The sequence below is a fragment of the Solidesulfovibrio sp. DCME genome (assembly GCF_049995385.1).
In the GTDB taxonomy this organism is placed as follows: Bacteria; Desulfobacterota; Desulfovibrionia; order Desulfovibrionales; family Desulfovibrionaceae; genus Solidesulfovibrio.
Genome location: NZ_CP188261.1, coordinates 4,302,535 through 4,318,891, shown reverse-complemented (window position 1 = coordinate 4,318,891; position 16,357 = coordinate 4,302,535). Strand labels below are relative to the sequence as shown.

24 protein-coding genes and 1 tRNA gene are annotated in these 16,357 nt (G+C 59.4%); 10 read left to right on the top strand and 15 right to left on the bottom strand.

What is annotated here, in order from left to right:
* Nucleotides 1-24: 24 nt before the first annotated feature.
* Nucleotides 25-426, top strand: a complete 402-nt coding sequence (locus ACP59X_RS19110; RefSeq protein ID WP_428561514.1) for a YraN family protein — start codon at nucleotides 25-27, stop codon at nucleotides 424-426.
* Between the two features lie 129 nt (nucleotides 427-555).
* Here the strand turns inward: ACP59X_RS19110 and ACP59X_RS19105 are convergent, their stop codons facing one another.
* The gene (locus tag ACP59X_RS19105) at nucleotides 556-990 is read right to left on the bottom strand and encodes a hypothetical protein (protein WP_428561511.1); all 435 of its coding nucleotides are present in this window, start codon (nucleotides 988-990) and stop codon (nucleotides 556-558) included.
* 146 nt (nucleotides 991-1,136) lie between these two features.
* On the opposite strand from ACP59X_RS19105, the gene ACP59X_RS19100 reads away from it, so the two are divergent.
* Both ACP59X_RS19100 and ACP59X_RS19095 read left to right on the top strand, forming a co-directional pair.
* Nucleotides 1,137-1,212 (top strand) — tRNA-Phe (locus ACP59X_RS19100).
* A 199-nt stretch (nucleotides 1,213-1,411) separates the two neighbouring features.
* Nucleotides 1,412-1,645, top strand: a complete 234-nt coding sequence (locus ACP59X_RS19095; protein WP_428561508.1) for a hypothetical protein — start codon at nucleotides 1,412-1,414, stop codon at nucleotides 1,643-1,645.
* A 301-nt stretch (nucleotides 1,646-1,946) separates the two neighbouring features.
* Here the strand turns inward: ACP59X_RS19095 and ACP59X_RS19090 are convergent, their stop codons facing one another.
* From ACP59X_RS19090 to ACP59X_RS19030, 13 genes are all read right to left on the bottom strand, one after another.
* Nucleotides 1,947-3,155, bottom strand: coding sequence for an IS256 family transposase (locus tag ACP59X_RS19090; protein WP_428558936.1), 1,209 nt, complete (start codon nucleotides 3,153-3,155; stop codon nucleotides 1,947-1,949).
* Between the two features lie 123 nt (nucleotides 3,156-3,278).
* On the bottom strand, nucleotides 3,279-3,812 hold the full coding sequence (locus ACP59X_RS19085; RefSeq protein ID WP_428561506.1) for a hypothetical protein: 534 nt from the start codon (nucleotides 3,810-3,812) through the stop codon (nucleotides 3,279-3,281).
* Complete coding sequence (locus tag ACP59X_RS19080) at nucleotides 3,809-4,006, bottom strand: hypothetical protein (RefSeq protein WP_428561503.1); 198 nt, start codon at nucleotides 4,004-4,006, stop codon at nucleotides 3,809-3,811. Before ACP59X_RS19080 ends, ACP59X_RS19085 begins: the two co-directional genes overlap by 4 nt.
* A 74-nt stretch (nucleotides 4,007-4,080) precedes the next feature.
* Nucleotides 4,081-4,296, bottom strand: a complete 216-nt coding sequence (locus tag ACP59X_RS19075) for a helix-turn-helix domain-containing protein (RefSeq protein ID WP_323427486.1) — start codon at nucleotides 4,294-4,296, stop codon at nucleotides 4,081-4,083.
* 559 nt (nucleotides 4,297-4,855) lie between these two features.
* On the bottom strand, nucleotides 4,856-5,065 hold the full coding sequence (locus ACP59X_RS19070) for a hypothetical protein (protein ID WP_428561499.1): 210 nt from the start codon (nucleotides 5,063-5,065) through the stop codon (nucleotides 4,856-4,858).
* Nucleotides 5,066-5,086: 21 nt separating this feature from the next.
* The gene (locus tag ACP59X_RS19065) at nucleotides 5,087-5,383 is read right to left on the bottom strand and encodes a hypothetical protein (protein ID WP_428561496.1); all 297 of its coding nucleotides are present in this window, start codon (nucleotides 5,381-5,383) and stop codon (nucleotides 5,087-5,089) included.
* Nucleotides 5,376-5,612, bottom strand: coding sequence for a hypothetical protein (locus ACP59X_RS19060; RefSeq protein ID WP_428561494.1), 237 nt, complete (start codon nucleotides 5,610-5,612; stop codon nucleotides 5,376-5,378). Before ACP59X_RS19060 ends, ACP59X_RS19065 begins: the two co-directional genes overlap by 8 nt.
* Nucleotides 5,609-6,064: a DUF5681 domain-containing protein gene (locus ACP59X_RS19055; protein ID WP_428561491.1), complete on the bottom strand. Its 456-nt coding sequence runs from the start codon at nucleotides 6,062-6,064 to the stop codon at nucleotides 5,609-5,611. The genes ACP59X_RS19060 and ACP59X_RS19055 overlap by 4 nt, the downstream gene beginning before the upstream one ends.
* Before the next feature lie 10 nt (nucleotides 6,065-6,074).
* Nucleotides 6,075-6,551, bottom strand: coding sequence for an ERCC4 domain-containing protein (locus ACP59X_RS19050; RefSeq protein WP_428561488.1), 477 nt, complete (start codon nucleotides 6,549-6,551; stop codon nucleotides 6,075-6,077).
* Nucleotides 6,552-6,679: 128 nt separating this feature from the next.
* Complete coding sequence (locus ACP59X_RS19045; RefSeq protein WP_428561486.1) at nucleotides 6,680-8,416, bottom strand: toprim domain-containing protein; 1,737 nt, start codon at nucleotides 8,414-8,416, stop codon at nucleotides 6,680-6,682.
* On the bottom strand, nucleotides 8,413-9,084 hold the full coding sequence (locus ACP59X_RS19040; RefSeq protein WP_428561484.1) for a hypothetical protein: 672 nt from the start codon (nucleotides 9,082-9,084) through the stop codon (nucleotides 8,413-8,415). The genes ACP59X_RS19045 and ACP59X_RS19040 overlap by 4 nt, the downstream gene beginning before the upstream one ends.
* Nucleotides 9,085-9,348: 264 nt before the next feature.
* On the bottom strand, nucleotides 9,349-9,573 hold the full coding sequence (locus tag ACP59X_RS19035; protein WP_428561481.1) for a hypothetical protein: 225 nt from the start codon (nucleotides 9,571-9,573) through the stop codon (nucleotides 9,349-9,351).
* Complete coding sequence (locus ACP59X_RS19030; protein ID WP_428561479.1) at nucleotides 9,566-9,802, bottom strand: hypothetical protein; 237 nt, start codon at nucleotides 9,800-9,802, stop codon at nucleotides 9,566-9,568. Before ACP59X_RS19030 ends, ACP59X_RS19035 begins: the two co-directional genes overlap by 8 nt.
* A 244-nt stretch (nucleotides 9,803-10,046) precedes the next feature.
* Here ACP59X_RS19030 and ACP59X_RS19025 point away from each other — a divergent pair, with 244 nt between their 5' ends.
* The 4 genes from ACP59X_RS19025 (at nucleotide 10,047) to ACP59X_RS19010 (ending at nucleotide 11,528) form a co-directional block, all read left to right on the top strand.
* Nucleotides 10,047-10,292 carry a hypothetical protein gene (locus ACP59X_RS19025; protein WP_428561477.1) on the top strand — a complete coding sequence of 82 codons (246 nt, stop codon included), beginning with the start codon at nucleotides 10,047-10,049 and terminating at the stop codon, nucleotides 10,290-10,292.
* A 9-nt stretch (nucleotides 10,293-10,301) separates the two neighbouring features.
* On the top strand, nucleotides 10,302-10,748 hold the full coding sequence (locus ACP59X_RS19020) for a type II toxin-antitoxin system HicB family antitoxin (RefSeq protein ID WP_428561475.1): 447 nt from the start codon (nucleotides 10,302-10,304) through the stop codon (nucleotides 10,746-10,748).
* 78 nt (nucleotides 10,749-10,826) lie between these two features.
* On the top strand, nucleotides 10,827-11,183 hold the full coding sequence (locus ACP59X_RS19015; protein ID WP_428561473.1) for a helix-turn-helix domain-containing protein: 357 nt from the start codon (nucleotides 10,827-10,829) through the stop codon (nucleotides 11,181-11,183).
* A gap of 3 nt (nucleotides 11,184-11,186) precedes the next feature.
* Nucleotides 11,187-11,528 carry a hypothetical protein gene (locus ACP59X_RS19010; protein WP_428561471.1) on the top strand — a complete coding sequence of 114 codons (342 nt, stop codon included), beginning with the start codon at nucleotides 11,187-11,189 and terminating at the stop codon, nucleotides 11,526-11,528.
* A gap of 204 nt (nucleotides 11,529-11,732) precedes the next feature.
* Here ACP59X_RS19010 and ACP59X_RS19005 read toward each other — a convergent pair whose 3' ends face one another.
* On the bottom strand, nucleotides 11,733-12,938 hold the full coding sequence (locus ACP59X_RS19005) for a tyrosine-type recombinase/integrase (protein ID WP_428561468.1): 1,206 nt from the start codon (nucleotides 12,936-12,938) through the stop codon (nucleotides 11,733-11,735).
* A gap of 617 nt (nucleotides 12,939-13,555) precedes the next feature.
* On the opposite strand from ACP59X_RS19005, the gene ACP59X_RS19000 reads away from it, so the two are divergent.
* The 3 genes from ACP59X_RS19000 (at nucleotide 13,556) to traI (ending at nucleotide 16,321) form a co-directional block, all read left to right on the top strand.
* Nucleotides 13,556-14,113: a hypothetical protein gene (locus tag ACP59X_RS19000; protein ID WP_428561466.1), complete on the top strand. Its 558-nt coding sequence runs from the start codon at nucleotides 13,556-13,558 to the stop codon at nucleotides 14,111-14,113.
* Between the two features lie 605 nt (nucleotides 14,114-14,718).
* Nucleotides 14,719-15,048 (top strand): plasmid mobilization protein, encoded by a 330-nt coding sequence (locus ACP59X_RS18995; protein ID WP_428561463.1) that lies wholly within the window; start codon nucleotides 14,719-14,721, stop codon nucleotides 15,046-15,048.
* Between the two features lie 19 nt (nucleotides 15,049-15,067).
* Nucleotides 15,068-16,321 (top strand): TraI/MobA(P) family conjugative relaxase, encoded by a 1,254-nt coding sequence (gene traI / locus ACP59X_RS18990; RefSeq protein WP_428561461.1) that lies wholly within the window; start codon nucleotides 15,068-15,070, stop codon nucleotides 16,319-16,321.
* The last annotated feature ends 36 nt before the right edge of the window (nucleotides 16,322-16,357 follow it).

Below are 16,357 nucleotides of genomic sequence, written 5' to 3'. Positions count from 1 at the left end.
CTGGCCGCCGGAGGCACTCCACCCATGACCGCGCCGCACCTGCGCCGGGGGCGCGAGGGCGAGGCGGCGGCCGAGGCCTTCCTGGTGGCCAAGGGTTTCGCCGTGCTCGACCGCAATTACCGCACGCGCGGCGGCGAGGTGGACCTCGTGTGCCGCGACGGGGACACGGTGGTGTTCGTGGAGGTCAAAACGCGCGCGTCCGGCGGGTTGGCCCGGCCCGACGAGGCCGTCACCCCGGCCAAGCGGGGGCGACTGGTCAAGGCGGCCATGGCCTATTTGTCCGAGCGGGGGCTGTGGGACCGGCCGTGCCGTTTCGACGTGGTGGCGGTGGTGGCCCGGGGCGATACCCTGACGGCCAGCCATCTGCCCGATGCTTTCGGCCTGGGGGACGTCCCCGGTGCGGGGCGTTTCTACCAGCCGGGCTAGGCCCATTTTTCGGCGCGGCCTTTTTATGGCTGGCCCGCTGTCCTCAAGGCCGCTCCCGGCTCGTCAGGCCAAAAAAAACGTGTCCCCGAAAGCGCTTGGGCCGTTCGGGGACACGCGACGGGGCGGGCCTTAATCGTTCTCGTCGACTTCGGCGCAGGGTCCGTCTTCGGACAGGGAGAAGGCGGCGGCGGCTTCGAGGATGCGGGCTTCGACGTAGCTGACGTGATCGTCGTCGTTGGAGTCGATGTCGAAGCAGTAGCCGTCGTTGGAGAGCAGGCCGCCGGGGATGAGGTCGCCGCGTTCCTCGGGGTCGGTGATGGTATCGGCGTAGAAGCACACGGACAGGAAGCGTTCGCCGTCGAGGCTGGCCACGTCGACCATGGTGATGACGGGCCGGCCCCGGGGCGGTTCGGCGCGCAGGCTGTAGGTCGCCGGGGGCCTGGGCACGAAGCTGACAGTGGCTTCGCTGAGGCTGTCCAGGACGTTTTTGAGGCGCAGGAAGGCGTCCTTGACTCCGTTGGAGTCGTCTTGCCAGCCGGTGAGAAAGGCGTCGAGTTCGGTCATGTCGGGTCTCCTAGAGGTAGAACAGGACGAGGAGATAAAAGGATAGCCCGAGGAGGGAAAAAATAAAATCGCTTCTTTTCACGGAAACCTCGCAAAAAAAGGTTGCCAAGCCCAAGGGAGTGATATAAATACCGTCTCTCGCCGCCGCCGAGGTAGCTCAGTCGGTAGAGCAGGGGACTGAAAATCCCCGTGTCGGCAGTTCAATTCTGTCCCTCGGCACCATAGAAATCAAAGGGTTAGCTGCAAAGCTGGCCCTTTTTTCTTTTGTCTGCGCCATTTTGTGCCACTCCTGTGCCACTTTTTTACGTGAAGGGACGTGAGACGAAGTGAAAATAGCTCAGGGCCGCTGGGATGGAAAGCGGGAAAGCCTGGGGCCAAGTGCTCATGAGTTCTGGAAGGACATAATGAGAGGAGGTAGAGAATGGACCCGAAATTGATGGATGACGACGACCGGCTTCTTCGCTGCAATGACGCTCGGAAGTTCCTGGCCGATATGCCCATTTCGACGTTCTACCTCAACATCGATCGGGGCATCATCCCCAAACAGCGCTATATCGGTGCCACTCCTGTCTGGCGCTTGGGGGATCTCCGGACGGTCATCAAGCAGCTTCCTGGCAAGCCCTACAGCGCCGAAGACCTCAACTCGTCAAGGTAGTCAGCCCGGTATGGTTGATTGGTGGTTTCCGAAGCTTCCGGGTGCCATTTTTGCGGTCTTTTTGGGACAATGGGCAAGGTGCGATTTGAAAAGGCTGCTTTTGCCCTCCCCAGAATGCCCCCACGCCATATTCGGGTTCCCGAACCAGTCATCAGGACACGAAAACGGGCACTTTGGGCCTCGGCAGTCCGGCAGGATGACAACCACCTAAAAAACGATTCGCCCCGTCAGCCTTGGACCAAAAACTAGGTCACGTCCGTCAACGTGGTGTAAATTCTGGTGTGCTTGAGGTGGCCCTCGGTCAGGCTGCTCTTGGTGGAATTTGGGCTGGCTGCGCCTCGTTTGGTTGGGTGTTGAGTTCGGCCATGGCCTCGACCTGCATGTAGCGGCTTTGCAGCTGCCACTCGTCGTTTTGCTCCAGTAAGATGGCCCCGATGAGCCGGATGATGGACTGTTCGTTGGGGAAGATGCCGACTACGTCCGCCCGCCGCTTCACTTCTTTATTGAGCCTTTCCAGCGGATTGGTGCTGTGCAGCTTGACCCGATGCTGCGCCGGGAAGGTCATGTAGGCCAGCACGTCGTGCTCGGTTTCGTCCATGAAGCTGGCGAGCCGTGGCCATTTTCCACGAAGCTGATCGGCGACATGCCGCCAGGTCTGGCTGGCGTTGGCCGCATCCGGCTGTAAAAAGGCCTGGCGCAGGGCGGCCGAGACCATGGCGTGCTGGGACTTGGGAACCCGGGCCAAGGCGTTTCGCATCCAGTGGACCCGGCAGCGTTGCCACGTGGCCCCGAACGTCTTGGCCATGGCGGCCTTGAGGCCTTCATGGGCGTCGGAGACGACAAGCCTCACGCCGCCAAGTCCCCGACGAAGAAGGCTTTTGAGGAAAAAAGACCAGAACGGCTCGGCCTCGCTGGGGCCGATGTGCAGTCCCACGATTTCTCTGCGGCCTTCGGTGTTCGCCGCCACGGCGATTATGGCGGCGACGCTGACCACCCGGCCGCCTTCGCGCTGCTTGAGGTAGGTTGCGTCCAGCCACAAATAGGGCCATTCGCCGGTCAGCGGCCGAGAAAGAAAGGCATGGACCCGTTCATCAATGTCCTTGCACAGCTTGGACACCTGGGACTTGGAGATGCCGGAAAGGCCCATGGCCTGGACCAGATCATCCACGCGCCGCGTGGAGATGCCGCCGATCCAGGCTTCCTGGATGACGGCCACCAAGGCGCGTTCGCTGGTCTTGCGTGGCTCCAGGAAGGGCGGAAAGTAGCTGCCCTGGCGCAGCTTGGGGATGCGCAGTTGCAAGGAGCCGATGCGGGTATCAAGGCTGCGGTCACGGTAGCCGTTGCGGTAGCTGACTCGCTCGGGGCTTCGCTCGTGGCGGCTGGCCCCGATGAGGCCGTCCACATCGGCTTCCATGAGAAGCTGCAGGACGGCTTCCGCCAGGGAGCGGAGAAAATCGCCGCCGTCGGCCTTTTGCATCAGCTCGATTAATGCCATGCTGTCCTCGGCCATCGTGGTCTCCTTTGGTTGCAGGTGCGGCGTCGTAACTTCACCTTACAGCCAATTGACCCGATGGCCACCTCGCCCATTCCGTCCGGGCCGGAGGCTCTCCCCCGGCCTGGACGACTTCAGAATTTACACCACCTCCGTGGACGCTACCGATGGCGCGGTTTCTTCGATTTCGGCCAAGTGTGCATCGGCCCCTGGCAGCAGCGGCATCTCCTTCCCGGGGTATAGGACCTCCCGGGCGTGTCGGTCGGCTCGGGCCTCGGCCAGCCGGTAGACGCGGCGCTTGATGTCCATGGGCGTGGCGTCCATGTCCATGTTGAAGTAGGTCAGCGCGTCCAGATGGACCGTGTGCGCGATCTCGTGCCATGTCAGAAAGCGATAGAAATCCTCGGCAGGGATGGCGGGCCAGTCCAGCACCCGGGAGGGATTCTTGCCGAGGCTGCCGAGGTCCACCTTGTTGGCGATGGTGATGCAGCTTCGCTCCGTGCGGTCAGGCTCCCCCAGGCGGATCACGAGGCCCATTGCCCAGGCGGAAGCGAACCCGTAGCAGCCTTTCATTTCCTCGGCGCGCTTCACGATGATGGGCTTGCCGGCGAAGGTCCGGGCCAGGGCGTCCAGTTCACGGAACAGGGGCGGGGTCAGGTAGGTGAAGCGGTTCATGCCACCACCTCCGCAGCGCCCGCGAGAACGGGGCAAATCGGCGCGCAGGGCTCCACAGGGAGAGAGTCCGGGCCATCGTCGAAGTAGCCGATAGAGTGGCCGCACAGGGCCTTCAGGAGCGTCCAGGCGTGGACCTCGGCCAGGGCGTAGGATTGAACACGGGACGCGGACAGGGTAAGCGGATGCTCAGCCATGACACTACCTCCTTGGGGTAGGGTTGTGGTCAGGCCCGAGCGAGAGGGGACCAGCCTCTTGCCCGGGCCGTTTGTTATTCTTCGTCTTCAGCCAGCGGGCGGGGGCCTTGCCCGTCAACGAAGTCTTCCAAGGCTTTTTTGGACGTCCTCCATTCGCGGCCGATTTTGACCCCCCGCACACGGCCGTCTTGAAGCAGCTTTGCCAGGGTGTTTTCGTGGACCCTGAGCATCGCCGCAGCTTCCTTGAGGGTTAACCCGATCGGCTCTTGCCCTTCTGGGCTGTCCTTCATCGCGGTGCCTCCTTGATCTTTTGGAAAAGCTATTCTAAGTTAAAAATGACGTCAACTAATTTAAACAAAGTCAAAAGTGGTAAATACGAAGTTTACATAACACCCAATACGTGACAAATTTTTGAAAGTGGTGAGACGTCATCGTTTAAGGGCTGATTTTGAGGGCTGAGTGGGAAATATTTCATGGACACGAAAAACACCCAATATTTCAACCTGCTGCATCGGAAGAAAATCACTGTCGAAGCCCGAGAAATTCACCCGGCAAGGGAAAGGCCGTGCGCTTCCCACCTGCCGGGCCAGGATGGCCCTACCCTTGGGACACTCCCGGTCTACTCCCGGTCTACTCCCGGTCTACTCCCGGATTGCTCCCGGATTGCTCCCGGTTTTCCCCTGGGCTTGTTTTCGTTCGCGGCCGGGATGGGCAAGGCATGGCGCGGATTGTCGCGGACCTCGGCCAAGGATTCGCGGCCGGGCGGAGAACGATACCTTTTTCCCACGAAAAGGCCCCGGTATTCTACCGGGGCCAAGTAGGGGGCTCAATTTTGCGCAGTTTTCGCCGTTACGGGATCATTCGCTTGTCCGCCTGCCCCAGGAAGACGAACGTCTCTTTCCGGCCCTGGACGCCGGGCAATGCGTCGAGGGTGGAGAAAGATTGACCGCCAAGTTGAAAGGTCCCGTCGGGGTTTTGATCCACCTTAACCGTTGCTGTGCCGAGTCCACGCCCGGGAATAGTGACCATCTTGCGCGAATACAGCTTCATGTCTTCCATTTTCCCTTCTCCTGTGTTTGTTCATTCCTGCCAGGGCTGCCCGACAGGATGCTTCCTATAGTGTTCCGCAACATCAGCAACCCATTCTTCTTCGGTCAGAGCCGCGTTGACCATAAGGAAGTGTGCCCCGTTGCGTTGGGCCTCGATACGGACTTGGAACTCATCGGGTGTCTCATCCGGTCTGCGTTCGAGAAGTATGCCATTGGCCCGAACACGGGGGCAGTCCCGGCCGGCAAAGTTCAGGTAGTAACGTGGTGCGTCGTCCTTGGCCTTTTTAAGTGCCTCCAGATGCGCGAGGCGATTGGATAGCTTAGGCATTTGCAGTCGCCTCCTTGTGTGGCTTGCGCCCATCCACGACTTGCACGCAAACGAAGAACTCCGAATAAGGGAAAGCGGCCCTTGCGTCTTCTTCAGTGGCGTAATGGATACCACGGCAAAGGAAACCGCCATCAGTATCCGGGAAAATGACAGGAACCGACTTGAATGGCACTTCGGGTTCCAAAAGACGTTCTAATTGCGCCAGTCTCTTTATCAGTCCTTTCATCATTGCTTGTCCTCCTCCCTTGCCTCCAGAGCAGCCAGCCGCACTTCGATGTCAGCGGTTTCAAGCGTTCGCCTGTGCGCCTCCACCAGCCCGGCCACGGCTTGGGCCTCGGCAGGGGTCAACTGCCCCTTGGCCACGGCGTCAATGACTGCGGCGGTCACAGCGGGAAGATCGGCGGCGCTTTCGATTTTCGGCAAGGTCACGAGAATAGGGGCATCCCGTTTCGCTGGACACAGCCTGTCCAAAATTGCCCGCAAGACAGGCCCATCCCCGGCAAGCGCAAGCTCGATGGCCTTTTTCACCAAAGCGCCGGCCTGTCCGTCGATCAAGCTTTGAGCCATGAGAGTGACCTTATTTTTGGCCCCCTTCGGCTTCCCGCTCGGGTTGCCCGATTGCCCAGGCTTCCACGCTGTCGCCGGTGGCTTTCGTGCTTTTTTCGGTGAAATTTCAGACATCCTCCCCCCCCTATGCCGCCGCGCTTTTTGCCGGGGACTGGGCTTTGGTAGCCATCCGGTGGCGTTGTTCGATTTCGTAAAGGTACTTCGACAAAAAGCTGTGCGTGTAATACTCGCCAGCCTTACGTGACCCGGCAAAGATGAATGGTGTCCCGTAGCGTACCTGCCATGCGATAATGGACTGACATGCACTGTGTGGGCGCATCTGAGAGCGATACATGCCTTTAGCTAAATCCTCGAAACTCGCTTCAACGATCACACAGAAACGGTCAAGCGCCCTTGCGCGGGCAAGTTCTTTCTCGAATCTTCCACGGCCAGAAGTGAGGCAGCCAAGCAAGTCGTCAATAGACTTTCGCTCACAAGCGATCTTATCAGTGAAACCTATGATGCTATAATCGCCTACATTGAGCGTTGCAGCTTCGACTGTGCAATCATAGTCCTTGAAACTGTAAGCAAGTTGTTCGCGGTTATCGATTGCGATTATCATAGGTTCCTCGCTGCGTCTTGCCCTGACTCCGTTTCCGATCCAACTTTCTGGCCATCCGTTCACACCATGCCAAGCCTTCGCGCTCCCGCTGGGCTTCAGCCTCATTGCTTCTCTCAGGTAGCGACGGGCTAATACCGTTCTTCGTAACTCTTTCCCTGTTCATGATACGTCCCCGTTTCCCGGCAGTAAGCCAGTGTAGCTTTTCCTCGCTGCCCGACCTCACGAAAACGGATTTTCCCAACGTAGATATCCGTCAAGTCTGCTTCCATGTGCCGAAAAACCGTGATTCCGTTGTCGGCTTTGTTGTACCAGTGAGCCGAACCAGAAATGTCATAGAGGGTTGGCACAGGGTATTCCCCTGTCTCTTTATCCTTCTGTAGTTTTGTAGGATGAGCAACGATCCAGACATGGACGTCGTTGATGCGAGCGAACCGACGCACCTTAGAAAGCGCCTGGGAAATGTATTCGGTTTCGGAGAGCCCGGCCGGACGGGAGTGTTCAAGCTCGTTCCAGGGGTCGAGGATCACGCCCTTGACACCATGGCGAAAGATCGCGGCCCGGACCTTGGATAGAATCATGTCCAGGTTCATTTCCTCATCGCCGAGCATGATGAAATTGAAGTAGCCGTCCATCTGGCCCAGGGCGAATTCCATTTCCTCGGCCCGCATGCGATCCAAAATGCCTCGGGAAGGTGCGAACGGCTTGCTCACGATCTTTTCCAAGATCGCGGCGGCATGACGTTGGACAGGCCAGTTTTCCGGGCTACAGAAGCAAAAGGACCATGAGTGCAGATTGAACAGGTTCACGGCCAGGGCATCCAACCAGTTTGACTTGCCGCTCCCCGGAATGCCGGTGATGATGGTCATCTCGCCAGTGCGCACGGTATAGAGCTCGTCTACCGCCGGCCACCCCGTGGACAAACCGCGGCGGAAACCTTCGGCGTACAGAAGCTCTACGTCGCCCTTGATGTCGGCGGCCGTGTACAGCCCCGCGATGGGCATGGGCCGGGCCTCTTCGATGACCTGTCGGGCGGCATCAGCGCCGTATTTGACCAAGACCTCGTTGATGTCCTTGCAGCCTTCCGGGTAGGTGACGCGCCAGCACTTTTCAAAGCCGATGCGCCGGGCAAGCTCGCGCTCCAGGGTCTGTCCCGGCGCGTCGTTGTCCACGGCCAAGATGACGCGGCCGTACCGGGCAAGCAGGTCCTCCGCGCTTTCGAGGAAGGAAAATTTCTTCTCGTAATTCTTCGTTCCTGGGCTCGGGGCTCCCTCGGGCACGCTGGTTACGGCCTGATAGCCGATGGTCACCAGGGCCAGGGCATCCATTTCGCCCTCGGTGATGATCAATGCGCGGTCGGCTCCGGCGCGCTTTTCGATCTCGTCAAAGCGGTAGAGGCACTTCTCAGCGTCCTTAGCTTGGCGAAAGTTCTTGTGACCGTCGCGGTATTTGACGTTCACGACCTCCCCGCTCTTCAGATACGGGAACTGGATGCACGTCACTTCGGCATTGGGCCCGGGCATCCAGGCGGGGCCGTACCCGACTTGATTGGACGTCAGGACCTCCGGGGTAATACCGCGCGCCTGGAAGTATTCGACAACCTTGGGCGGCAGAGACAGGCGGGAAGGGTCCCAGGAGGGCTTCACGGGCTTTCTGGGGCGGGCATCGGCCCTTTCGGCACCGCTCTTAAGGCTTCCGCTCCACTCGCAATGCCAACAGTGCCACACGCCTTCCTCGACGTTGACGCTCAGGCACGGGGCCGTGCTCTTTTTCCGGGAAGGGGAACACTGCGGACAAGTGGTCTTCACGTCACCTGTGGCACCGGCCGGGACCTGAATACCGAAGTCAGCGAAGGTCTTCATGGTCATACCGCCGCGAGGTCGCCCCGATTTATCCGGGACATGGTTGTGCCGCCCATCTTCATGACCAGGGCGTCGAACTGCTGGCGTAGTTTGGACGTGCTGAGAATGTTTCTCGACCAGAAAGGATCCCTAGCTGTCCACCGGATGACCTCTTCGATGCGCTCCGGGGACCTGGCATCCACCCTGATCATCAAGTCCACATGTCGCGCCCAGGCCTGAAGGTCCGGGGCCTTGTGGTCGGGATTTCGCTGGCGGATGAGGTCGAAAAGAAGCTCAGCAAGTCGGACCTCGGCAGAGTCCGACGAGAAGGTCTTCTTCTTTTCATTCTTATCATTCTTGTTTGTGCACGCGTGCTGCACACTTGCTGCACACTTGCTGCTCGTTGCGGGCTCATTTTGCTGCACACAATTCCCATCTCCTGATTGGTAACGCTCCCAATTAACAACAGTTATTATGGAAAACTTGTTGCACGATTTGATGCACAGATTTTCGAGCGTTTCGAGTGTTTGCAACCACCGCCACACCGTGTACGCCGCAGGATTTGATTTCCTTTTTTTCGGGTACATGGCTTGGTGAAACTCGAAACGGCCGGTGATGAACTGGCCGGCCTCAACGCGGATTGGCGCAGCCAACCCAGGCACCTTGACCCACGCGGACTGGTGGTTCACCAGCATGAGGCAGCACGTCCAGACCCTCCACAAGTCCGGGTCAGCCCAGACTTGGGAGTGCATGGCCTTCCGCCAGAGTTTGACGTAGCCTCGATGGGATAATTCATCAGTATTCATGCCTGCACCCCTGGCCTTCTCGCAGTGCCTCGGCCCGAACCTCGCACCAGTTCACGGCGCGATGCGCCCACCCCCAGCGGGGCCACCCGGCGGCAGCGACCAATCCGATCACGATGTCACGGGACCAAAGGACGACGGCAACCCGCAGGGCGGTCATAAGGCCCCCTGAAGTCGCCGCATCTCCTCCAGGAGGGCCGCGTTTTCCTCACGCAGCCAGATGATCTTTTTGAGGTTCCGATCGAATTGCCCCAGGGCGCGCCACAGGCGGGGATCGGAGGTGTTGACCACGGGGGCAGGGGATGGCAAAAGCGTCTTGCTGGTTTCATTTTTTGCGCCGTCTCCCTGGCCGGGGAGGCGGCGCTCTTCGTTTTCAGACATGGCATCCTCCGGCCGGCTGGAGCTTTTCTCGCAAAAAGGCAACAAGGTCTTCCCGACGATAAACCGCCCGCGCCCCTGCCCGGAAAACAGGAGGCCCCTGCTTCAGACTGGCGATGTTCGCCATATGGCCATCGGACCATGGCCAGCCATGCTTCTTGAGTTCGGAGCGGGGCACGATTGCCGGTGCCTCGCGCTCGAAGTCGGCGATGATAGCGTCGATCCCTTCCATATCTCTGTCTCCCTTCTCGTCTGCATCGCGCCTGTGGAGGACAAGCGCCGCCCTCAGGTTGGAAAGCTACTTAGCCCCGGTGAACCAACGGGTTCCTCGCCAACCTATGGCCCCCCATGGACACGCGCCGCCCCCTGCGTGAGAAAATTTTCAGGGCGGGCGAGGGAAAAGACATGAACGGAGGAGAGGGGAGTCGTGTGCATGGCCCCTTGACATTGGCCCCGCATGTGGTACTAGTATTCCCATGAGCACGGCGGACAAACTTCTGGCCCGGATGCGCCAAAACCCACGCGATTGGCGGATTGAGGACGTGGACGTTCTGGCCAGGAGATTCAACCTACGCCGCCGCCGGGGCGGGACAAGCCATGTGATCTACTCATTCCCTGGCGTGCTTGGTGAGGCGACTGTACCGGACCACAAACCGATCAAGTCGATTTACATCAAGGCGTTTGTGCGGTTGATCGATGACGTGCTTGCCCTGGAAGAATAGAGGTGCCACATGGATATGGATTTTCACGGATACCCCTTCAACCTGACGCCGCTTTCCGAAGAGGATGGCGGCGGCTGGCTGATTGTGTTCCCGGACTTTCCCGGCGCGGTCATGTCGGACGGCGAGACGCCGGAAGAGGCTTTGGCCAATGGCCGGGACGCCCTGGAAGGCGTGATCGCCGTTTACCGCGAGGATGGCCGGGAGCTCCCCGCCCCTGGCAGTGGCGGCCCGGCCTCGGGCAAGTTCAACCTGCGGACGCCGAAAAGCCTTCATGCCAAGCTGGCGAAGCAGGCCGAGGCCGAGGGCGTCAGCATGAACACCCTGGCCGTAGCGTTGCTGGCGGAAGGGTTGGGCGTTCGTCTGCGCGCCAAGAATGCCGGAGTATTTCCGGGAGCGTCATTCGCTGGGACTTGCTTTTTCGGGCCGGGGAAAGATGCCGAAGGGGAAATGAAGTAACGGCCATGGCCGCCTGTGGCAGAAGTAATCGGAATCGAACCGGAATAGTTGAGGCTGTAGGCCAGCAGTGGAGATGTTATGAAGCGCATCACGACAGAAGCGGACTACGATGAGGCGCTGAAAACTGTCCTGTCGCTCATGCACGCCAGAGAAGGCACAGAAGACGCCAAGCGCCTGGAGCATTGGTCCAAACTCGTCGAGGCATACGAGGACGAGCGCTACCCCATCCCCAAGCCGAGCCCCCTTGAAGCCATCCAATTCGCCATGGAGCAGCAAGGACTGACTCCGCGCGTCCTGGAACCGTTCATCGGCGGCGAAGGGGTTGTGTCCGAAGTCCTGGCCGGGAAACGCCGGCTGACCCTGGACATGGCCCGCGCCCTGCATAATGGTTTGGGCATCCCGCTCGATACCCTGACGCAGGGAATAAGGGCATAAGCCATGAAACTCGGCTTCCGCACCCCTTCCTTCACGAAGCGCATCGCCGCCCGCACGTCGCCGGCCCTGGCCGGGCTGTTGTTGGTGGCGCTTTTCGCCGGGCTGGCCTTTGCCCAAACCGCCACCGTCTACGGCCCCTCCGGGGCCTACATGGGCTATGTGACCGTCACGCCGAGCATGCCGCCCGGGGCGATACCCGAGGCGACTGCGGCCGGCATACCCACGGCTAACGTCAGGTGCGGGGAGGATCTGCCGAAGGATCAGTATCGGAGGTTCCTGCCGGCGGGGATGGAGCCGGCCCCGGGGTTGGGGATTTGTGAGGGAATGAGGAGGATGAAGAGGTGAAGGGTTTTATTTTTTTTGTCTTGATTGTGCTTGCCGTGCTTTATGTTTTCGCGAAATACGATTTATTTTATCCACTACTGGTGTTCTTTAAAGGGATATCTGAGCCCGTCGTCGTTCGATAGGCCTCAACACACCTTCCCCTCAACCTCCATCCCCGCCAGCTTCCGCCGGCATGACCGCCGCGTAGTATGCCGCATCTCGAGACTACCCGTCGGCATGTTTGCGAATGGGCAGCACCTTACCCGGCTTGGCCGCCACGGCAGCCCCAAGGGCGGCGACGGCCCGGGCCTTGGCCTCGGCCCCCGGGTGGGTGTACCTCTGCAACATGGCCAGCGTGGACCAGCCGAAAAGCTCCATGATGGTCCGGGCGTCCACCCCAGCGGCCAGCATGAGGCTTGCGGCGGTATGGCGCAGGCTGTGAAAGACGATTTTTTCCCGGCGATCATCGCGGCCGTCATTGAAGCCGAGGGCCACCAGTGCCTTGCGAAAACACGTGGGCATGAGCTTCCACCGGCCGCCCTCTGAATTGATGAAAACCAAGTCGCCGGGTTCCCCGTGCTGTTTCTTGTCCAGCATATCGAAAAGCTGCGGCGTCATGGGGAAGGCCCGAGGCTTGCCCGTCTTGGTATGGACCAGGGTCAACGTCTTCTCCTCCATGTCTACGCACCCCCAGGTCAGAGCGGCAAGCTCACTGAGACGCGCTCCTGTATGGGCGGCGGCCAGAACAAATTCCCAAGCGTTTGGGTCGCGGCGCTCCACCTCGGCAAGCAAGGCTTGAAGCTGGGCCGGGGAGAGGAAGCGGTGTCGGGCATTGTCGATGCGGCCAAGCTCCACGCCGACGGTGGGCGGTTCGCCTTCCAAGAGCCCCCACTTCTTGCCGTGCATCCAGACGGCGCGAAATGTGGCGAAAACATGCTGGATCGTCCGGGGGGCTTTGCCTGCCTCGCGCATCTCCTGGCGCAAGGCCTCCAGGTCTCGGGGGCGGATGTTTCGCAGGGCCAGCTTGCCGAGGCGCGGGGCCAGCCAGACGCGATAGCCCTTTTCTTCACCGCGCCAGGTCTCGGGGCGCTTTTCTTGCTTGGCGTAGGGCTCGTAATGGTTGGTCCAGTAGTCCCCCAGGGAAATGTTGCGCTCGGCTTCCTGGCGGCGCTGTTCGGTGGCAATCTGCCGGGCCTCGGCAAGGGTGACGGCCCCCTGTCCCGTCCGGGCGGCTTCCTTCAGGCGGGCAAGCTCGGCTTGGGCCTTCGCCAGGGTCCAGCCTCCGCTTGCCCAGCCAAGGGACTCCTGGCGCTTCTGGCCGTCCACGGTGAAGCGCAGGACGAAATATTTGTCAGGCTTAACCCCGTGCTTGCGAGTTGGATGCAGGCGGCAGCGGATGCCCGGAGCCAGCTTTTCCCATTTGTCGGCCATGGCCTTTCACCTCCAAAAGGAAATCCCCGTCCCAAAAAGTTGTGCCACTTTTGTGCCACCAAAATGGATGAAAGAAGGGGATTCGGCATGAATCCGTGTGAAAGACGGTAGGGACTACTGCTTGGAAATGCAAGGATTTTATGAGTCAAAGTGAAGCGGCGTGAAAGGCGAGATGGCGACTGAAAATCCCCGTGTCGGCAGTTCAATTCTGTCCCTCGGCACCATTAACAATAACGAAGGGTTACATACGGGAAACACCCCCCGAATGTAGCCCTTCTTTTTTGCCCAAAATCACGTTCAGTCCCGGAATAGTCCCGGAACGAAAAAAATCCCCAAAAAATTTCTAGGGGGCGGCATTGTCTGCTGGCAGTGTCGTTACCCATCCCGTTCCTCCTTGTCTTGTTCGCGAGAGGAGTGGTAATCGGTGCGGCCATGATCCAGGCCACCCAAAACTAACGCCGGACGTTCCCATCCGTAAAGGGAAAGGCGGGCTTCCCCGCATCCTCTCTCTGGCCGCCGAGCGAACTAAAGCTTGGTACAATCATCCCCAAAAGTGCCCATCGCTGCTGACCAAGGGCAATCGGAAAACCCGAAGCGAACGCCGTGAGGCCTGCCTCGTGGTCCTGGAGGCACTGCTCTCTCATCTTGACTTGGCTTCCCTGTGCCTCGGCGTCCCGACCCTGGCCAACGGGTTCATCGACATCGATATGAAGATCATCGTTCGCGACTCCGGTCTCGGCCAGCGCCGTTGCGAACGTGCCATAAGGCAGCTCAGAGAGGCCGGCTTCATGCAGGTGACCCAGCCGAGGGGGCGAAGCGACGAAGGCCAGTACTTTGGCTGCCGGGCCATCCGCGTCATCACCACAGTCTTTTTTGAATGGCTGGGCTTGGGATCGATGCTTCGGCGGGAACGGGCCAGAGCTTCGGAGGCGCTTCGCCACAGAGCGCAAAAAGCCAACCGCAAACTGGCGGATTTTATGCGCCGGGTGGTGGCCGGCGCACGGCCCATATTCAAACATCATCAGGGCGGGAAATCCAAGGAGCAGCGCATCGCCCTTTGGAACGTCACCTGGGCGGGCCATGTCCGGGTTGGCCTGGACGTCCAGGCAGCCCAACGGCGAACGAATGAGACCCTGGGCTACCCACCAGGCTACAGTCCAGGGTTAGAGCAGTAGCCAAGCGTCTTCCCGCTCGCTTCCAACCTCCGCACCGCGTTGTTTGTTTTCTCTTGGGCGCACTCCCCTCGTATTTGGCGTGAACTCTTTTCCTCTTGAGCGGTCCGAATAGGGCCGTTCGGCATTTTTGGGGTAGCTGCCATCTGCTCAGGCCATGGGTGTTTGAAATAAGTGTCGCTAGGTTGGCTTACACGTGTCGGGCATAAAAACCAAAAACAAAAATTGAAATATGTCATTCAAAGAAAACTCGGTAAGGTGTAGTTTTTGTAAGTGGCAAGATTGGCTGACTTTTCCCAAGATGTATTGGGCAGAATGTTCTCATGTTGAGCAGAGTTTAGTAATATACAAGTCAATATCGTCTAGTATTGTCCTTTGTTGGTGACGAAGTATGCTTTATTCATAATTTATGGAGTGTTGTTCAAACTAACAGAATGAAATTGTAGGACCTAGAGAAATGCACAAAAGATGTAGTACGGAATAACGACATCAGAAGGCAGGACAGGTGAAGTAGGCCCACTGAGGTGGTCCCTACTTCACGTCCTGCCCTGCGGGGCCGGCTTATTCGCCTGCGGCTCAACGCAGATCGCCATAGGGAGATAGACGCCATGCCTTCAAAGAAGACCGTGCTGAAGACCTATTTGACTCCAGAGGAATACGGAAAAATCATCGAGAGCGCCGACAGGACCGGCCTGTCACTTTCCACCTTCGCCAAGCGCGTATGTCTGGGGCTGCCGGTGCCGAGTTTGGAAAACCAGATGGCTCGGCGGGAGTTGCTCAAGGTGAATGCCGACCTCGGACGGTTGGGAGGACTTTTCAAGCTGTGTCTGTCCGAGAAGGAGGGGCCGCTTGTCTCCCTGCACCAGGAAGTCCGGCGAGTGCTGCGTGAAATCGAAGCCCGGCAGCGGGAAGTCAAAGCTGCCGTGGCCAGAATCTGATCTGCTCTCGAGTCCGAATATGATCAGTCGTCGCATCGCCCGAAAGGCCGAAAACGACAATTACCGCCGTCTGGCCAACTACATCGCCGACGCCGGTCGGGCCGGGGAAAAATGCCTGCGGACCTGGTGCGCGGGCTGCTGGGACGGCGACGACTACGATCTGGCCATTCAGGAGGTCGCCGACACCCAGGGCCTGAACACCCGGACCGCTAAGGAGAAGACCTATCACCTCATCGTGAGCTTCCGGCCTGAGGACGAAGCCAAGCTGACGCCAGCCGTGCTCAAGGAGATTGAGGTCGAGCTGGCCAAGGCCTTGGGTTTCGGGGAGCACCAACGGCATTGCGGGGTGCACAAGAATACCGCAAATCTGCACCTCCATGTGGCCTACAACATGATCCATCCGGAAAAGCTGATCCGACATGAACCGTTTCGGGACTACCTCACTCGGGATCGGGTTTGCCGCGAGTTGGAGAAACGCTTCGGCTTGACGATTGATAATGGTCGCGGTCAAGGTAGTGCGCAACATCTCAGCGATAGCGCTGCCACTCTGGAGGCGCATACCGGGCAGGAATCCTTCGAGAGCTACGCCAAGAACTTCCGTGCGAGCATCCTGGCCAGCCTAACTGCGGAGGTTGTAGACTGGCAGTCCCTGCACCAAGTCTTTGCACGGCATGGTCTGGTCATCAAGCCCTACGGCAACGGCTTGGTCATCCAGGACAGGCACGGCAAGCACAGGGTCAAGGCAAGCAGCCTGGACCGGAATCTGGCCAAAGGGAGCCTTGAAAAACGCTATGGCTGGTTTCAGCCAGCCGGCATGGCTGCAGACGCGGTCAAGTCCCAGGACCACTATCAGGCCAAGCCCTTGCATCGGCAAAGCCCAGAACGAGACAGGCTATACACCGAGTATCAGGTAGGCATGGTCAAGCGGAAGGAGGCGCTCGCGGCCCTCAGGAAAGAATGGATTCTCCATCGGGAATCACTCGAGCGGGCTTGGCAGCATCGGCGGCGGGAGATTGAAAGTATGCCCCTGACCAAGCGGGACCGGTTCTCCCTGCTTCAGCAGGGCAGGCAGCTCAAGGCGAAGGCCAGACACACACTAAGCCGGGAAATGGAAGAACTACAGAAGAAACTACGGGAGGCTTTTCCTTATTCTTCGTGGAGCACCTTTTTATGTTGGCGGGGCGGGCAAGGCAACGAGGTGGCCCTGGCCGTCCTGCGATCACGGCAGAGAACAGCCGCGCTTCGAAGGAACGGAGTAGACAGAAGCGGTTAGGAACGCGATAGCGTAGGTGGTCGGCGAACGGCATTG

Excerpts from the sequence above, each read along its gene's own strand:
- ACP59X_RS19055 (WP_428561491.1), bottom strand. The coding sequence starts at position 6,064 with ATGTCTGAAATTTCACCGAAAAAAGCACGAAAGCCACCGGCGACAGCG.
- ACP59X_RS19010 (WP_428561471.1), top strand. The coding sequence starts at position 11,187 with ATGAAACTCGGCTTCCGCACCCCTTCCTTCACGAAGCGCATCGCCGCC.
- traI (WP_428561461.1), top strand. The coding sequence starts at position 15,068 with ATGATCAGTCGTCGCATCGCCCGAAAGGCCGAAAACGACAATTACCGC.
- ACP59X_RS19020 (WP_428561475.1), top strand. The coding sequence starts at position 10,302 with ATGGATATGGATTTTCACGGATACCCCTTCAACCTGACGCCGCTTTCC.
- ACP59X_RS19105 (WP_428561511.1), bottom strand. The coding sequence starts at position 990 with ATGACCGAACTCGACGCCTTTCTCACCGGCTGGCAAGACGACTCCAAC.
- ACP59X_RS19065 (WP_428561496.1), bottom strand. The coding sequence starts at position 5,383 with ATGCCTAAGCTATCCAATCGCCTCGCGCATCTGGAGGCACTTAAAAAG.
- ACP59X_RS19045 (WP_428561486.1), bottom strand. The coding sequence starts at position 8,416 with ATGACCATGAAGACCTTCGCTGACTTCGGTATTCAGGTCCCGGCCGGT.
- ACP59X_RS19075 (WP_323427486.1), bottom strand. The coding sequence starts at position 4,296 with ATGAAGGACAGCCCAGAAGGGCAAGAGCCGATCGGGTTAACCCTCAAG.
- ACP59X_RS19015 (WP_428561473.1), top strand. The coding sequence starts at position 10,827 with ATGAAGCGCATCACGACAGAAGCGGACTACGATGAGGCGCTGAAAACT.
- ACP59X_RS19035 (WP_428561481.1), bottom strand. The coding sequence starts at position 9,573 with ATGTCTGAAAACGAAGAGCGCCGCCTCCCCGGCCAGGGAGACGGCGCA.
- ACP59X_RS19085 (WP_428561506.1), bottom strand. The coding sequence starts at position 3,812 with ATGAACCGCTTCACCTACCTGACCCCGCCCCTGTTCCGTGAACTGGAC.
- ACP59X_RS19080 (WP_428561503.1), bottom strand. The coding sequence starts at position 4,006 with ATGGCTGAGCATCCGCTTACCCTGTCCGCGTCCCGTGTTCAATCCTAC.
- ACP59X_RS19095 (WP_428561508.1), top strand. The coding sequence starts at position 1,412 with ATGGACCCGAAATTGATGGATGACGACGACCGGCTTCTTCGCTGCAAT.
- ACP59X_RS19030 (WP_428561479.1), bottom strand. The coding sequence starts at position 9,802 with ATGGAAGGGATCGACGCTATCATCGCCGACTTCGAGCGCGAGGCACCG.
- ACP59X_RS19070 (WP_428561499.1), bottom strand. The coding sequence starts at position 5,065 with ATGGAAGACATGAAGCTGTATTCGCGCAAGATGGTCACTATTCCCGGG.
- ACP59X_RS19060 (WP_428561494.1), bottom strand. The coding sequence starts at position 5,612 with ATGATGAAAGGACTGATAAAGAGACTGGCGCAATTAGAACGTCTTTTG.
- ACP59X_RS18995 (WP_428561463.1), top strand. The coding sequence starts at position 14,719 with ATGCCTTCAAAGAAGACCGTGCTGAAGACCTATTTGACTCCAGAGGAA.
- ACP59X_RS19090 (WP_428558936.1), bottom strand. The coding sequence starts at position 3,155 with ATGGCCGAGGACAGCATGGCATTAATCGAGCTGATGCAAAAGGCCGAC.
- ACP59X_RS19040 (WP_428561484.1), bottom strand. The coding sequence starts at position 9,084 with ATGCTGGTGAACCACCAGTCCGCGTGGGTCAAGGTGCCTGGGTTGGCT.
- ACP59X_RS19110 (WP_428561514.1), top strand. The coding sequence starts at position 25 with ATGACCGCGCCGCACCTGCGCCGGGGGCGCGAGGGCGAGGCGGCGGCC.
- ACP59X_RS19025 (WP_428561477.1), top strand. The coding sequence starts at position 10,047 with ATGAGCACGGCGGACAAACTTCTGGCCCGGATGCGCCAAAACCCACGC.
- ACP59X_RS19050 (WP_428561488.1), bottom strand. The coding sequence starts at position 6,551 with ATGATAATCGCAATCGATAACCGCGAACAACTTGCTTACAGTTTCAAG.
- ACP59X_RS19005 (WP_428561468.1), bottom strand. The coding sequence starts at position 12,938 with ATGGCCGACAAATGGGAAAAGCTGGCTCCGGGCATCCGCTGCCGCCTG.